This is a genomic window from Pseudomonas sp. 910_23, from assembly GCF_052850795.1.
In genome coordinates, this window is sequence record NZ_VXCZ01000003.1 from 213486 (window position 1) to 227221 (window position 13736).

Consider the following 13736-nt stretch of genomic DNA (forward strand, 5'->3'; position numbering starts at 1 on the left):
CCACCGGAGGGCGGCGCCTGACTGGAGATAATCCATGACCAAGCCAAAAGTCGTTCCGGCATCGCGTAAGGTGCTGGCCTACTCCGTAGAGACCAACGACCCCGAAGAATCCAACATCCAGTTCGCCACCTCGAACGCCGCAGCGCGGCGCCAGGGTGCGGATGAGATTGGCACAGACTTCGGTGCGGTGTCCTGCCGGCGCGCGCATTGGGCTGACCAGTATGCGGGCCAGCGCTTTATCCCGGCGGAGGCTTACATTGACGCTGGGTGGTGGTTCGGCTGTAACCATTGCGGCGCCAGGTGCGACAGTGATGCCAGCTATTGGGATGACGAGACCGAAACCGATATTTCACTGAACCTGGTGTTCGACGGTCGCGTGGTCTACTGCTCTGCGGACTGCAAGTCAGGGCACGAAGCCGAGGTCGCGGCACGCAATGCAAGATTCGAAGAATTCAAGGTTCGGGTAGTAGCAGAGCGCCCCGGCGTTACCTTCACCGAGTTCACCGGTGGTTATCCATGGTGCGGCAACAAAGGGCTGTTCACCTTCCCCGGCGCCCAGTACGGCGGTTCGGTCACTGATAAGGAAGAGGGCGAGGAACTGAAGTGGTACGTAGCCCAAGGCGATAAAGCAGCCTGGGACTACTTCATCGCCGAACAACCAGCCGCCTGAGCAACCAATGCTATCGGCTTTGAGCGAATGACTCACCAGAAAATAATCTGAAAGAGATAAGTGTCTTGTTCAGAAATTTAGCGATTTCCTCAGCCTGCTCCATGCTCGTCCCAGGCGGCAACTCAAAAACCGGAGGGTTATCGGGCAGACCGTCGACTGAGTCTTGAAACCACATTTGTAAATTGGGCTGCGCTGGATCTAGCTCACCAATGGTGAATTTGATACGGGTCTTCTGGCTCATATCTGTCTCCCTGATCCGGCTCCATGCCGGTCACCCGTAATACCCCATATCAACGAATTACGCCAGCCGGCGAGCAGTCGCACGATTTACTCGCCTAAACTCTCTAGTCAGAAGGCCACCACCACTTAAGTCTTCTCAGAGCGTCAGCCTTCATCTCCAAAAGATTGATAATTGCGTTCGTAATTCTTCTGATGTTTGCGTTGAAAAACTCAAGCTCGTGGGAATAGTCATCTTCTTCATTATCTGCCCAAGCAGATGTGAGGCTTCTAATGTCGACCAGGGCGTTCTTCACTTCCATCATCGCTGCTGAAATTTGACTGTCCACTGATTGGCTCGCGCGGGACTCATCGACATAGTTCGATGCCTGATCGATGACTCGAATAAATCGAGGGATCATGCTTCGCGCAATTGAGTTGCACGTAAAAAACTCGAGCGTGTTTGTGGTTATATTCAACGCAAATTGACTTGCCTGAATCGAGCGCTCTATAGCATCAACGCGGGCTCTTTTATCCAGTACAGATTTATAACGCCTCTCGCTTCCTGAAAGTCGAATTGCAACGGCAATTGCAACTATCGACCCAAAGGCTTGCACCCATGATGCCAGTCCTGGGTGTACTTCCACCCACTTCAAAAAAGCTTCCCATACCGTCAAAGATTCCATGACCCACTCCCCTGTAGATCCCGGAACTATACCGGCGAGGATCCCCTATGTCCGCACAACAGAAGAAACACCCCTTCGATTTCAAAACCCAATACGGACTCGGCTTCAACCCACAGGACGATGAGATCGTTGTCGACTTCTTCTGTGGCGGTGGTGGCGCCGGTACCGGCCTGGAGATTGGCCTGGGCCGTGCGGTGAACGTGGCGAAGAACCACAGCCCGCAAGCGATCAGCATGCACACCGTGAATCACCCAGGCGCCAAGCACTTCACCACCGACGTGTTCGAGGGTGACCCGGACACCGAATGCGGCGGCAAGGCAGTCGGCTGGTTCCACATGTCACCGGACTGCACGCACCACAGCCAGGCCGCCGGCGGCCAACCGCGCAAGCGTGAGATCCGCAACTTATCGTGGATCGGCCTCAAGTGGGCTGGCATGAAACGGCCCCGGGTAATCAGCCTAGAGAACGTGAAGCAGATCCTGCAATGGGGCCGCCTGATCGCCAAGCGCGACAAGGCCACCGGCCGCGTGGTGAAACTCGGCGGCGACGTTGCGGCACCTGGTGAGGTCGTGCCGGTTGGCCAGCAGTTCCTAATTCCCGACCCAAAACAGCGCGGCCGGACCTGGCGCCGCTTCGTGGCCCTGCTCGAGGGCATGGGCTATATCGTTGAGTGGAAGGTGATCAAGGCCTGCGACTTTGGCGCACCGACCAGCAGGGAACGCCTTTTCATGATTGCCCGGTGCGACGGCCAGCCAATTGTGTGGCCGGAGCCGACCCACGCCAAGAACCCCGCCAAAGGCCAGCAGAAGTGGAAAACAGCCGCTGACTGCATCGACTTCACCGACCTGGGCAAAAGTATTTTCGGCCGCAAGAAGGACCTGGCACCGGCCACCCTACGACGTGTTGCCAAGGGAATGAAGAAGTTCGTCATCGATAGCGCGGCGCCGTTCATTGTGCCGATTGCCAACTGGTCCGGCGAGGCAGTGCAGTCAGCCGAAGAGCCCCTGCGCACCATCACCTCCTACCCCAAGGGCGGTGCCTTCTCGGTGGTCAGCCCGATCATTGCACCGGCAACACACCAGGGCAGCGACCGCATCAATGATCCGCTTGAGCCTCTGCCGACCGTGACCTGCGCGAACCGCGGCGAGCTGACACTGATCAGCCCCACGTTGATTCAGTCGGGGTACGGTGAGCGACCGGGTCAGGAACCGCGCGTACCTGGGCTGGATCAACCTCTGGGAACCGTAGTCGCCGGCGGCGTGAAGCACGCTCTCGCAGCGGCGCACCTGGTGAAGTTCCGCTTCAATGACGCGGGCAAGGCGCTGGACGAACCACTGCCGACCATCACCAGCGGCGGCAACTATCAGCGCCCGGCCGGTGCCGCGCACGCCATGGGCATCTCCACAGTATTCATGGCCCAGATGAACGGCGGCTTCAACACCACCGTCGCCAAGAGCATCGAAGACCCGATGACCACTGTGACCAACACCGGCAGCCAGCAGCAGCTGGTGGCGGCGAACCTGGTGCACTTGCGTGGCAACTGCGATGCCCGGGACGTAAATGATCCGCTGCACACCATCAGCGCCGGCGGCCAGCACCACGGGTTGGCCAGCGCATTCATGGAACGGGCGTTCGGCGGCAGCGTGGGCCAAGGCCTCGAAGAACCGGCGCCGACCATCACTGCAGGTGGTGGCGGCAAGAGCTCACTGGTGTCGCTCACGCTATCGCCTGAGCACGAAGCCGGTGCCCTGCGGGTCGCTGCGTTCCTGATCAGCTACTACGGCACGGAGAACATTAGCGCTTGTGATTCGCCAGCGCCGACGATCACCACCAAAGACCGCCTGGCCATGGTCACCGTTATGGTCAAAGGCACGCCCTATGTGATCGTCGACATCCGCCTACGGATGCTGAAACCGTCGGAGCTGTACAAGGCTCAGGGCTTCCCTGCCGACTACATCATCAGCCACGGTGCTGACGGCAAGCCGTTCACCAAGACTCAGCAGGTTCACATGTGCGGCAACAGCGTCAGCCCGCCGCCGATGGCAGCACTGGCTCGGGGCAATGATCCATGGCGCGCCGAACAACGCCAAGCACGCGCCGCATAACTCCCCCACTCCACCGCCCGGGCATTGCCCGGCAAGGACTCCTATGAAACAGATTGAACTCAGCGGGCCAATGACCAGCCTGACCTGACTAAACTTCCCCAGCTAAGCGTGGGTCAGTCGACTTGCCTGTTGATGATCGATGGTGGGTATGAATCCAGAACTCTTTTGATGCTCAAGCCATGTTCTGACCAGTTCCACATCAAAGCGCCAATCGCGAGCTTTCATAAGCATAAGCGCCGTGCAGGTGATTCGATAGTGACCACATTTCTGACAGGCTCTTTCTTCGTAATCAACGCCAACATCAACTGCTATCGCTGGCTCGCCGCAGATAAAGCAAGTCATGAAATTCTCCTACTGAACTATTGTCAAACTTTAGCTGATTCTTTGAGCCTATCCACTGACCGGGCGTGCCTGACAAGGAATTAACTGTTTCCGAAGTGACACGCATTTCCGTGTTAATTCACGGATCGAATAAGAAGGTGGGCATGACGGAGTCCGCGCTTCTCGATCGGGTAACCGCAGAGCGTGACTGCCTACAGCTGAGCTTGAACACCACGGACCAGGCCATTGCAGACCTGAGCACCGCAATTTCCCGGCGAATGCATCGGGCTCGCGACCTTAAGGCGGAACTGGCCTACGCCGTGCGCGCCCTCGATGAGGTGGTCAAGGTATCAGCCATGCGCGAAAAGCCTTTCGAGATTGCAATGCTAACAATTGGCGAGCTCTAAGCCAGCGCAGCGCCTGCCTAAAACCGACAGGAGTACATCCGCACTCTACCCACATGCTACCAATGATGATCACTTTCCTTGGCGGGAACCTCGTCTAGGTAGCGGATGAGGTTTGGTGATTGTATTAATCGCCGAATTGGCTGGAGCTTTGAGCCTCGCTTGTCCGAGTCCCCACGCCAAAGCCTGCGTCATTGTTTGTCCCGGCAACGAATCAAATGCTTCTTCTGAAATCATTGCGCCTTTCGCGCCGTAGACCCCGATAAACAACTGAGTTCTGCCTAGAAGAGAAAGCCGAACCTGCACATTCAACAAGGTGCCGTCAGCCTGGCGCTCATCCACAGAGCGCGCGTGAAGCGCTGGATCTATCCAATCCAAATAAACGCAGCCTCTGTTTCTCATATGTGTCGTCCTGATTTTAAGGCAGCGATTATGCGGCTTTATTTAAGTCGGACAGAAGACTGCGCAACAAATATTTAACTCATCCCTCCCCCTTCAAAGTCAGCCGCTATAGCGGCAAGGATGCGCTCGTCCATGGAAAACGAGTACCAACTCTATCTTGGCGATTGCCTGGAGGTCATGAAGCAGTTGCCAGACGCCAGCGTCGACATGGTTCTGGCCGACTTGCCCTACGGCACCACCCAGTGCGCCTGGGACACCATCATCCCGCTCGAGCCGCTCTGGCGTGAGTACTTGCGGATCGCCAAGCCAGAGGCCGCAATCGTGTTGTGCGCAGCCCAGCCGTTCGCGTCGATGCTGGTGGCGAGCAACCCGAAGCTCTACCGGTATGAGTGGATCTGGGAGAAAGGCAATGCCACCGGATTCCTGAACGCCAAGAAGCAACCGCTTCGGGCACACGAAAGCGCCCAGGTCTTCTACCGCAAGCAGCCGGTTTATAACCCGCAGATGTCCAGCGGTAACGAACGCAAGACCGCGAAGCGCAAGACGGTCAACTCCGAGTGCTACGGAAAGGCCCTGGCCCTGACTGAATACGACTCGACAGAGCGGTACCCGAGATCGGTGCAGTTCTTCTCCAGCGACAAGCAGGCTGGCAGCTTTCACCCGACGCAGAAGCCCGTGGCCTGGATGTCTTTCCTGATCAGCACCTATACGCAGCGCGGTCAGGTGGTGCTGGATAACACGATGGGAAGCGGTACCACCGGCGTGGCCTGCATACAGCTGGGTCGGAAGTTCATCGGCATCGAGCAGGACCGCGAGATCTACGTGACCGCGACCGAGCGAATCAATGAAGCGATCACCATCCGCGACACGCCGGTACCGCAAATCGATCTGTTCGCAACAGCCTAACCACAATCCCCCTACATGCCTGCCGGTGAGCGGCGGGCGGAGCTATGCCATGAATGCACAAGTACTGGACCCATGTAGCGCCAGTCGCATGATGTGGTTCGACAAGGCCGACCAGCGAGCCCTATTCGGCGACATCCGCGATGAAGAACATGTGTTGTGTGATGGCCGGGTGCTGAAGGTTGAACCGGACGTGATCATGGATTTCCGGCACCTGCCCTTCCCCGACGCAAGCTTCAACATGGTGGTGTTCGATCCACCACACCTGGTGCGCGCCGGCCGGGAGAGTTGGCTGCGGCTGAAATACGGAATCCTGACCGACGACTGGCGCGACGACCTGCGCAAAGGCTTCGCGGAGTGCTTCCGGGTTCTGCGGCCTGGCCAGTTCCTGATCTTCAAGTGGAACGAAACCCAGATCCGGGTCAGCGAGATTCTTTCACTCACCGAAGAGCTACCGCTGTTTGGCCACAAGTCCGGGAAGCGCGAGAAAACGCACTGGATCACGTTTATGAAGGGTGCGGAAGATAAACAGTCGGGAAACCGACACCCCGGAACATCAACCATTGAGGCTCACCCCCACAAGGAATGCCTGATGAAACATTTCGCAGAAGCAGTCATCGCAATCGCGCCAGTAAAAACTCGCAAGTCTAGGAATCGTTTCTTCCGAGAATACGACCGATGGACCGACCGCTTGCTTCGGCTGGGTCTCATCGACCTTGAAGAGCGTCAAGATTTGCGGCGGCACATCGCAGGGGCATATCTCGCCACCTTGATGTAGAAGCCCCGAATCCCTTCTCTAACAAGCCTGCCGGAAAACGGCGGGCCACCTTCTGCCGCCCAGCGCGGCAAGGACACCCCATGTTCGCTATGAAACTCACCCTGATACTGCTGGGCGCTTTGCTGTACCTGGCAGGAACCATCGGCTGGTTCGGCTGGCTCGGGCTCGACCTGCTGGACACCGGCACCACCGAGGCATTGCTCTACGCCTTCGGCGGCACATGCGCCTGGCTGCTGATCACCTTCGGCCTGGCCATCCACATCATTAAGACAGCGCGGCCCACTGTGGGCGGCGGGAGGTAGTTATGGAAATTCATTTTCTGTCGCACGAAGATGTTTGTGAATTGACGGGCGCCAGAACAAAAGCGGGCCAGATCCAGGTCCTATCGCGTAACGGTATACGGCACACCATCAAGCGCAACGGATGGCCTTGCGTGATATCCGCATCGCTGATGGTCATTTCGAAAGATCTCAAGCCAGAAAAGGCTGAATGGCAACCAAGGATGGGTATCTAGTAAATGGCAAGGCGACCGACCAACCCTGGCAGCATCCCCCGGCTTAGAAAGCGACTGCGACCAGGGGGAAGGGTTTATTACTACTATGACGCAGGCGACAAACCGAGAAAGGAGATAGCGCTTGGTTCCGACTACGGAGCCGCAATCGTTGAATACGCTCGACTTGAAAAGAGCCGTGCGGCGAGTGCACTTGTAGAAGCCGTACTGACTTTTGAGTACGTCGCTACCAAGTACATGGATGAGGTTGTGCCCACGAAGTCTCCGACCACACAAAAGGACAACACTAGGGAGCTGAAGCAACTACTGATCTTTTTCAATGACCCGCCCGGCCCTCTAGAGGCGATCGAGCCGAAACACGTCGTTCAGTACCTGCGTTATCGGTCGAAGACAGCGAAGGTGCGCGCCAACCGAGAAAAAGCCTTGCTCAGCGCCATCTGGAATTTCGCCCGTCAGAGCGGTTATACGTCGCTCGCAAACCCGTGCGCCGGCATCAAAGGGAACAAGGAAACGGGCCGGGACACCTACGTCGAAGACGAAATGTTTGCGGCGGTGTACCTGCACGCTGATCAGCCACTCAAGGACGCGTTAGACCTCTTCTATCTCACAGCTCAGCGCATAGGTGACACGCTCAAGATGGACGAACGTGACCTGCTGGATAACCAGTTGCTGATAAAGCAGGGGAAGACGAGTGCAAAACGCCGCATTGAGATTGTAGGAGAGCTGAAGGTGGTTATTGACCGCATTCTGGAAAGGAAAAAGGGGCACAAGATTCGCTCAACCAGGCTCGTCGTTATGGACAACGGCCAGGCGATGACAACGAGTATGCTCAGAGGGAGATTTGACGCGGCCAGAATGAAGGCCGGGATTGAAAAGTCTGCTTTTCAGATGCGCGACCTACGCGCAAAAGCGGCAACAGACAAGGAAGAATCGACTGGAAGTATTCGCGATGCGAGAGATCAATTGGGTCACACAACTGTCGGCATGACAGAGCAGTACATCCGGCGCCGCAAAGGCCTAAAGGTGCTTCCCACAAAGTAAAATTCCGTTCCGCAATAATATATGAGCCCTTGAAAACAAAGGGCTACAAGCGAGTCATCTAAGAACAATTGCGGACCGAAAGTATCGCTAACCTACTGTTTTGTATATGTTTGTATGTGGACTTAAAATCCCCCGCTCGTAAGGGCGTCCCGGTTCGATTCCGGGTTCGGGCACCATAGATATCAAGGGCTTGCCAGGGAAACCTGGGCAGGCCCTTATCTTTTCTACCCCGTAATTCCTTTCCCCGGCGTCCTGCCGGACTGTAGCCCAGAAAGCAGCCCTACCTGATCCACCGGAGAAACGGTGCGCCTATATTTTTTACTGCCATCGGGCAGTTACCAGACGCCGCGAGCCGCCACTAAAGTATCGAAATAATAGCTCACAGCCTAATTTAAAGTTAGATCACATATACAAAACGGCAACAATCTTGACCATATACCGCGCACCCAATACACCACCACATGACCTGGCCGCATCTTGGCTGTATCTTTAAAAACGCAAATTACTTCCCTGCAATAAAATCAGCCTTTTTACTCATCCGTCTAAGGCGCCTTGATAATTTCTGAGGATATATCAATACGTTATATATTCTATTTAATTTTTAAATAACACTAAACCCACAAGTCATTTATAAATGTCTACCACAACAAGAAGGCAGCGAAAACGTGATAAGCATATAACACTTCAAATCAATGGACACGAAGGAATGTACTCGTATGACTATCTTGGCGAAAAATCTTGTTAGCCCACTCACCACTTCGGCGCAGCTCCGAACAAGTGAAGATTACCAGGCACTCTATAATTTTTCACACACCTATGATCGAGGAGGATTTAACTCCTCACAGGGCAAGCCGTCTTACACTATTGCGCAGGCCGCGGATGAAATAACTCGAGGAGGTTACTATTGGGGTGACAACGACCACAATGGGAAATACAACTTCACCTACAGCTTTCTGACTTCAGAAAGTCAAGCATACGCCTCCGAGAACGTGTCTGGATTCAGCGCATTCGACGCTCAACAGAGATCCCAAGCAGCCCTTTCTTTCCAATCCTGGTCAGACGTCGCCAACATTTCATTCATCGAATCCAGAAGCGGAGGCGACGCACATATATCACTGGGCAATTATAGTAATGACCTGCAGCATGGAGGTGCCAGGTCAGCTTTCGCCTTCTACCCTAATAACAGCGGAAATAGCGATGCGTTGTTTTATACCAATCAAAACTATCAAGAAAATTTAACACCGGCAAACGGCAATTACGGTCGTCAAACCTTGACCCATGAAATTGGTCACACGCTTGGACTGCAGCACCCAGGTTCGTACGACGCCAGTGTGGGTCAACCGTCGTATTCGGATGCGAAATATGCCGAAGATACACATGCTTACTCCGTGATGAGTTACTGGAGCGAGAGCAACACCAACCAGAACTTCAGTAAAGGTGGTGTCGAAGCCTATGCTGCCGGCCCGCTGATCGACGACATCGCCGCGATCCAGAAGCTCTACGGTGCCAACTACAGCACTCGCGCCGGTGACACGACCTACGGGTTCAACTCCAATACCGGGCGTGATTTCCTCACTGCCACATCCGATGCCGACAAGCTGGTGTTTTCGGTATGGGACGGCGGCGGCAAAGACACTCTGGACTTCTCCGGTTTCACTCAAAACCAGAAGATCAACCTCACTGCCACCTCGTTTTCTGATGTGGGCGGCCTGGTGGGCAACGTGTCGATCGCCAAGGGCGTCACCATCGAGAACGCATTCGGCGGTTCGGGCAACGACCTGATCATTGGTAACCAGGTCGCCAACCTAATCAAAGGCGGGGCCGGTAACGACCTAATCTATGGAGGTGGCGGCGCAGACCAATTGTGGGGCGGCGCCGGCAACGACGCGTTCGTGTACGGTGCCAGTTCCGATTCCACGCCACGCGCTGCGGACAAGATCTTTGACTTCACCTCGGGCTCCGACAAGATCGACCTGTCGGGCATTACCAAAGGTGCGGGCTTGAGCTTCGTCAATGCATTTACCGGCCATGCCGGCGATGCTGTGCTGAACTATGCCTCGGGTACCAACCTGGGCACCTTGGCTGTGGACTTCTCCGGACACGGTGTGGCGGATTTCCTCGTCACCACCGTTGGCCAGGCAGCCGTCAGCGACATCGTGGCGTGATACAAAGCGCGGCGCTTCGCGCGCCGCGCTCAATGATTGGAAAGGAACTCACGATCAAATACTCAGTTCTACCCATGCAGCTGCGCCCCACTATTGCTGCAATGTGGAGCGGCTGCACTACTCCCTAGTTGATTTCGGTTACGAAATTTTCGCGAGACCGCCGTACTTTTTTCAGGTTTACCAGCCAGTCAGACTCTGCTGCCCGATACCCCAAAGGCAGCAGCACCACACTGCGCAGATGCCTGGCTCCCAATCCCAGAATCTCATCGACAGCCGATGGGTCGAACCCTTCCATGGGCGTCGCATCGACTTGCTCGGATGCCGCGGCGATTAAAGCCGAGCCCAGGCCAATATAGGCTTGGCGCGCAGCCGCTTGATAGTTGGCCTCCTGCCCACGCTCGGCGACTATACCGAGGAGCATTTGACGGTAATCTTCCCAACCCTGGTTGACGGTAGCTCGTACCGTATTGGTCAGGTCGAACATCATGTTGACACGCTCAGGCGTGATGTCATCCCAGGCGGCGAACACCAGTAAATGAGAGCAGTCGGTCACCTGGGACTGATTCCAGCTGACCGCCTTAATCTTTTCGCGAATTTGCGGATTGGTCACCACCAGCAATTCAAATGGCTGCAGCCCGCTCGACGTCGCCGTCAGGCGTACCGCCTCCAGGATTCGCTCCAGCTTTTCAGCAGGTATTGTCTTGGACGAATCGTAACTTTTCGTCGCATAACGCCAATTCAGCAACTCGGTTATTTTGCTCATTCTTCACATTCCACGTAGGTCAACGGTGTTTATCCAGCCCAATCCGATTACCTTCCGGATTACGCTGCGGCTTATACTGCGGATTAAAGTCAACTTGAAGGTCAAGCAAAAAATGAAGATAGGCGAGATTGCGCGACGTACCGGCCTTGCTGCTTCAGCAATACGCTACTACGAGGAGCAAGGCCTGCTGGACGCCCCCACGCGAGACATGAACAACTATCGCTATTACAGCGAGTCCACCATTAAACGCCTGGAAGTCGTGATCCACGCGCAAAGGCTGGGGTTTTCCCTCGACACCATTCGTGGCCTTTTCCTTCATGACGGGAGCTGCTCCAAATCCCTCACTCTGGAACAGATCAATGTACGCCTGGAGGAGATACAGCAAATCGAAGCCACACTAAAAGTGCAGCGTGAGGAGTTGTTGATGCTGCAACAAACCCTTGAAGAAAGCCTTCGTACTGGTATCGCACCGGGATTGGATTGCCCGCGCAGCGCTGAGCGATCAAGGCCTGATCGAGCCGTAGTCATGCGAAGCAAGCACATGATGGCTGCCAGCAAGTGAGGAAAACGCGATACTGCGGGATATAGATTGCTATAAAACGACAAGCAAGAAAAAACCCCACAGCATCAGCGATCCTGTGAGGTTTTACCGCCAACTGTACCGATGCCGCATCAAACCACGCTGATCATCTCTGCGCTCAGCTGTGCCGCATTGAACCCCACCAGGGTGACACTGCTGTCCCCCGCCAGAATCACGCTGTCACTGCCGTTCTGGGTGGTGGACCCGATTACAGCATCGGCGCTCGCAAACAACGACTTGGCGAACACCAGCAGATCATGCCCGTTCTGATGGATGTTGAAGTCGCTGATCACGTCGTGGCCGAACCCGCGCTGATCGAACACAAACAAGTCGCTGCCCACGCCACCACTGAGCTGGTCATTGCCCTGCCCGCCGATCAAAACATCATTACCGCTGGCGCCATACAGCGAGTCGTTACCCATGCCGCCCAGCAACGTGTCGTTGCCGTCACCGCCGTGCAGCAGGTCATTGCCGGCGCCACCGTCGAGCCGATCATTGCCGTTCTGGCCGAATATCAGGTCGCGTGCTGCAGTGCCTTTCAGGGTGTCGGCCAGTTGGCTACCTTCAATGGATCTGGCGTAAGCCTTGTCGGCGCCGAACAGGCCATCGAAATCCAGCTTGCCGTTGGTGACCGTATAAGACGGCGTCAGCGTCTGCCCGATACCGCTGAAGATGCCACCGATAACAGGCAGTTGACCGAGCGTGTTGGCAAGGCCCGTTTCGAACTCGACATGCTCTACGCCATGCAGTTCTTTAAGGCCGTATTGGCCGCTGCTATCGTTCAAAAACAACGTACCGTCGCTCAGTTTCACGGCTTCGTAGGCGGACGCCGTACCTTTGAGAAAGACTTTGTCATCGCCTGCACCGCCAGCAACGATATCGGTACCGGTACTGACCCGGAAACTGTCGTTACCACTGAACCCGTCGAGGAAGTCATCGCTGCGACCATCCTGCAGCTTGTCTGCACTGTCGGTGCCCAGCAGGAAGGCCGGTGTACCGTAATGGTTGGAGGTGGCGGTCTGTTTGTCGCTGACCCAGGTGAAGCTGCGGCTGATCGCGTCGAGGTTGCTGATCACGATGGTGCTATCGCGCTCGATGTAATCGTAGAACGTCGACTGGGCGATGCGCTGGATGGGGTTGATGAAAATACCTTCGAGGTGCGCAGCCCATCCTGACAAGTTGGCAATGGAAAACGGACCGTTGGGCCAGGTTGGCAGGGCGTAGATCGTATCGAACAGCACGATATTGTCGGTCGTCGAGGTGTAACTGGCATCACTCCCCTGAAGAGCGTCGATGATGGCGCTTCCCACGTTGGTTTCCTGACCGGTGAGGCGGTGCACCACATCGTTTTCAAAACCGAAGTTGTAGATTCCGTCGCTGTTGCTGGACTTGGGTGACTCCATGCCAAAGTAGTCCGAATCCTTGAAGAAACCGTCTGCCAGCGTGTCCTTGCCGATATACATGCTGTTAGTCACTGAGCCGCCCTGGCTGTAGCCGGTCACCAGCACATCCTTGCCGCTCAGGTTGTGGTCTATCGCGTAATCCTTGATTGAATTGAGCAGGTACTCATAGCCGTTGATATACGAGTTGTCGATCATGGCCGGCCAGCCCAGCAGATCAGTCAGGGAGTTGGTGCCGGCAATGGAAAACCCCATTTTCAGCAATTGACCACTGTCATCGTATTGACCAAACACCCTGGCCTGGGAACCGAACACGCCATCGCCGGTGAAGCTTCCGGTGATATCGGTGTGACTGCTATCAACGCTCAGTTCATTGGCGCCGATTTCACGCCAGCCTTTGGGCAATGCAAAGGTGTTGCCCTCCCCCAGTACCGCCCCTGGAAGGTTGTAGAGCGCGCCTACGGTCGCGACACCGCTGGTGTAAGTGGCGAGGTTCCAGGCATCTGAAATCAGCACACGGGCATCTTGACCCTTGTAATCGAATATAGCCATGTCAGTACTCCTTGAGCCCAGCGATCAACACCGAAGTCGACGGTAATAACTGATACGTCGGGCTAAACAATATGCATTGAAGTTGTTGTTGTGCATTCTGTTCAGGCTGCTTCTTTTCTTAATATCGACTTTGACCATTAAGGAAGCTTGTCAACATTAGCGTAGAAACATTGCCGTACATCGACCGACTATCGGATTGTAAGGAGCTATTATTAAGCACCCATACAAAAAAAGCGCCG

General features: G+C 55.5%; 15 protein-coding genes and 1 pseudogene. 10 read left to right on the top strand and 6 right to left on the bottom strand.

Annotated elements, in window-relative coordinates; all coding sequences use genetic code 11:
• The first annotated feature begins 34 nt into the window (after window positions 1-34).
• Window positions 35-670 carry a hypothetical protein gene (locus FW800_RS05065; RefSeq protein WP_446437121.1) on the top strand — a complete coding sequence of 212 codons (636 nt, stop codon included), beginning with the start codon at window positions 35-37 and terminating at the stop codon, window positions 668-670.
• Window positions 671-680: 10 nt separating this feature from the next.
• Here the strand turns inward: FW800_RS05065 and FW800_RS05070 are convergent, their stop codons facing one another.
• Both FW800_RS05070 and FW800_RS05075 read right to left on the bottom strand, forming a co-directional pair.
• Window positions 681-911, bottom strand: coding sequence for a hypothetical protein (locus tag FW800_RS05070; RefSeq protein WP_169918290.1), 231 nt, complete (start codon window positions 909-911; stop codon window positions 681-683).
• 103 nt (window positions 912-1014) lie between these two features.
• Window positions 1015-1572 (bottom strand): hypothetical protein, encoded by a 558-nt coding sequence (locus FW800_RS05075; protein WP_169918289.1) that lies wholly within the window; start codon window positions 1570-1572, stop codon window positions 1015-1017.
• A 47-nt stretch (window positions 1573-1619) separates the two neighbouring features.
• Between FW800_RS05075 and FW800_RS05080 the strand changes: the two genes are divergently transcribed.
• Complete coding sequence (locus tag FW800_RS05080; RefSeq protein ID WP_446437122.1) at window positions 1620-3677, top strand: DNA cytosine methyltransferase; 2058 nt, start codon at window positions 1620-1622, stop codon at window positions 3675-3677.
• 102 nt (window positions 3678-3779) lie between these two features.
• Here FW800_RS05080 and FW800_RS05085 read toward each other — a convergent pair whose 3' ends face one another.
• Entirely contained in the window at window positions 3780-4019 is a 240-nt protein-coding gene (locus FW800_RS05085) for a hypothetical protein (RefSeq protein ID WP_446437123.1), read from the bottom strand.
• Between the two features lie 65 nt (window positions 4020-4084).
• Here FW800_RS05085 and FW800_RS05090 point away from each other — a divergent pair, with 65 nt between their 5' ends.
• Window positions 4085-4405 carry a hypothetical protein gene (locus tag FW800_RS05090; protein ID WP_446437124.1) on the top strand — a complete coding sequence of 107 codons (321 nt, stop codon included), beginning with the start codon at window positions 4085-4087 and terminating at the stop codon, window positions 4403-4405.
• A gap of 69 nt (window positions 4406-4474) precedes the next feature.
• Here FW800_RS05090 and FW800_RS05095 read toward each other — a convergent pair whose 3' ends face one another.
• Window positions 4475-4804, bottom strand: a complete 330-nt coding sequence (locus FW800_RS05095) for a hypothetical protein (protein ID WP_446437125.1) — start codon at window positions 4802-4804, stop codon at window positions 4475-4477.
• 132 nt (window positions 4805-4936) lie between these two features.
• Here FW800_RS05095 and FW800_RS05100 point away from each other — a divergent pair, with 132 nt between their 5' ends.
• From FW800_RS05100 to FW800_RS05125, 6 genes and pseudogenes are all read left to right on the top strand, one after another.
• Window positions 4937-5710 (top strand): DNA-methyltransferase, encoded by a 774-nt coding sequence (locus FW800_RS05100; RefSeq protein ID WP_446437126.1) that lies wholly within the window; start codon window positions 4937-4939, stop codon window positions 5708-5710.
• A gap of 49 nt (window positions 5711-5759) precedes the next feature.
• A pseudogene (locus tag FW800_RS05105) lies at window positions 5760-6221 on the top strand (class I SAM-dependent methyltransferase); the annotation flags it as partial.
• Window positions 6222-6565: 344 nt separating this feature from the next.
• Window positions 6566-6787 (top strand): hypothetical protein, encoded by a 222-nt coding sequence (locus FW800_RS05110; protein ID WP_446437127.1) that lies wholly within the window; start codon window positions 6566-6568, stop codon window positions 6785-6787.
• 2 nt (window positions 6788-6789) lie between these two features.
• A complete protein-coding gene (locus FW800_RS05115) occupies window positions 6790-6999 on the top strand; it encodes a DUF4224 domain-containing protein (protein ID WP_446437128.1) in 210 nt (69 codons plus the stop codon).
• Window positions 7000-7002: 3 nt separating this feature from the next.
• Window positions 7003-8037 carry a site-specific integrase gene (locus tag FW800_RS05120; protein WP_446437129.1) on the top strand — a complete coding sequence of 345 codons (1035 nt, stop codon included), beginning with the start codon at window positions 7003-7005 and terminating at the stop codon, window positions 8035-8037.
• A gap of 716 nt (window positions 8038-8753) precedes the next feature.
• Entirely contained in the window at window positions 8754-10202 is a 1449-nt protein-coding gene (locus tag FW800_RS05125) for a serralysin family metalloprotease (RefSeq protein ID WP_446437130.1), read from the top strand.
• A 124-nt stretch (window positions 10203-10326) separates the two neighbouring features.
• Here FW800_RS05125 and FW800_RS05130 read toward each other — a convergent pair whose 3' ends face one another.
• The gene (locus tag FW800_RS05130) at window positions 10327-10965 is read right to left on the bottom strand and encodes an NAD(P)H-dependent oxidoreductase (protein WP_078821309.1); all 639 of its coding nucleotides are present in this window, start codon (window positions 10963-10965) and stop codon (window positions 10327-10329) included.
• Window positions 10966-10990: 25 nt separating this feature from the next.
• Here FW800_RS05130 and FW800_RS05135 point away from each other — a divergent pair, with 25 nt between their 5' ends.
• Window positions 10991-11527, top strand: coding sequence for a MerR family transcriptional regulator (locus tag FW800_RS05135; RefSeq protein ID WP_446437131.1), 537 nt, complete (start codon window positions 10991-10993; stop codon window positions 11525-11527).
• 110 nt (window positions 11528-11637) lie between these two features.
• Here the strand turns inward: FW800_RS05135 and FW800_RS05140 are convergent, their stop codons facing one another.
• Entirely contained in the window at window positions 11638-13497 is a 1860-nt protein-coding gene (locus FW800_RS05140; protein WP_446437132.1) for a calcium-binding protein, read from the bottom strand.
• Between the last annotated feature and the right edge of the window lie 239 nt (window positions 13498-13736).

Coding starts and splice junctions, on each gene's coding strand:
- FW800_RS05065 (WP_446437121.1), top strand. CDS start 35: ATGACCAAGCCAAAAGTCGTTCCGGCATCGCGTAAGGTGCTGGCCTAC.
- FW800_RS05070 (WP_169918290.1), bottom strand. CDS start 911: ATGAGCCAGAAGACCCGTATCAAATTCACCATTGGTGAGCTAGATCCA.
- FW800_RS05075 (WP_169918289.1), bottom strand. CDS start 1,572: ATGGAATCTTTGACGGTATGGGAAGCTTTTTTGAAGTGGGTGGAAGTA.
- FW800_RS05080 (WP_446437122.1), top strand. CDS start 1,620: ATGTCCGCACAACAGAAGAAACACCCCTTCGATTTCAAAACCCAATAC.
- FW800_RS05085 (WP_446437123.1), bottom strand. CDS start 4,019: ATGACTTGCTTTATCTGCGGCGAGCCAGCGATAGCAGTTGATGTTGGC.
- FW800_RS05095 (WP_446437125.1), bottom strand. CDS start 4,804: ATGAGAAACAGAGGCTGCGTTTATTTGGATTGGATAGATCCAGCGCTT.
- FW800_RS05100 (WP_446437126.1), top strand. CDS start 4,937: ATGGAAAACGAGTACCAACTCTATCTTGGCGATTGCCTGGAGGTCATG.
- FW800_RS05110 (WP_446437127.1), top strand. CDS start 6,566: ATGTTCGCTATGAAACTCACCCTGATACTGCTGGGCGCTTTGCTGTAC.
- FW800_RS05115 (WP_446437128.1), top strand. CDS start 6,790: ATGGAAATTCATTTTCTGTCGCACGAAGATGTTTGTGAATTGACGGGC.
- FW800_RS05120 (WP_446437129.1), top strand. CDS start 7,003: ATGGCAAGGCGACCGACCAACCCTGGCAGCATCCCCCGGCTTAGAAAG.
- FW800_RS05125 (WP_446437130.1), top strand. CDS start 8,754: ATGACTATCTTGGCGAAAAATCTTGTTAGCCCACTCACCACTTCGGCG.
- FW800_RS05130 (WP_078821309.1), bottom strand. CDS start 10,965: ATGAGCAAAATAACCGAGTTGCTGAATTGGCGTTATGCGACGAAAAGT.
- FW800_RS05140 (WP_446437132.1), bottom strand. CDS start 13,497: ATGGCTATATTCGATTACAAGGGTCAAGATGCCCGTGTGCTGATTTCA.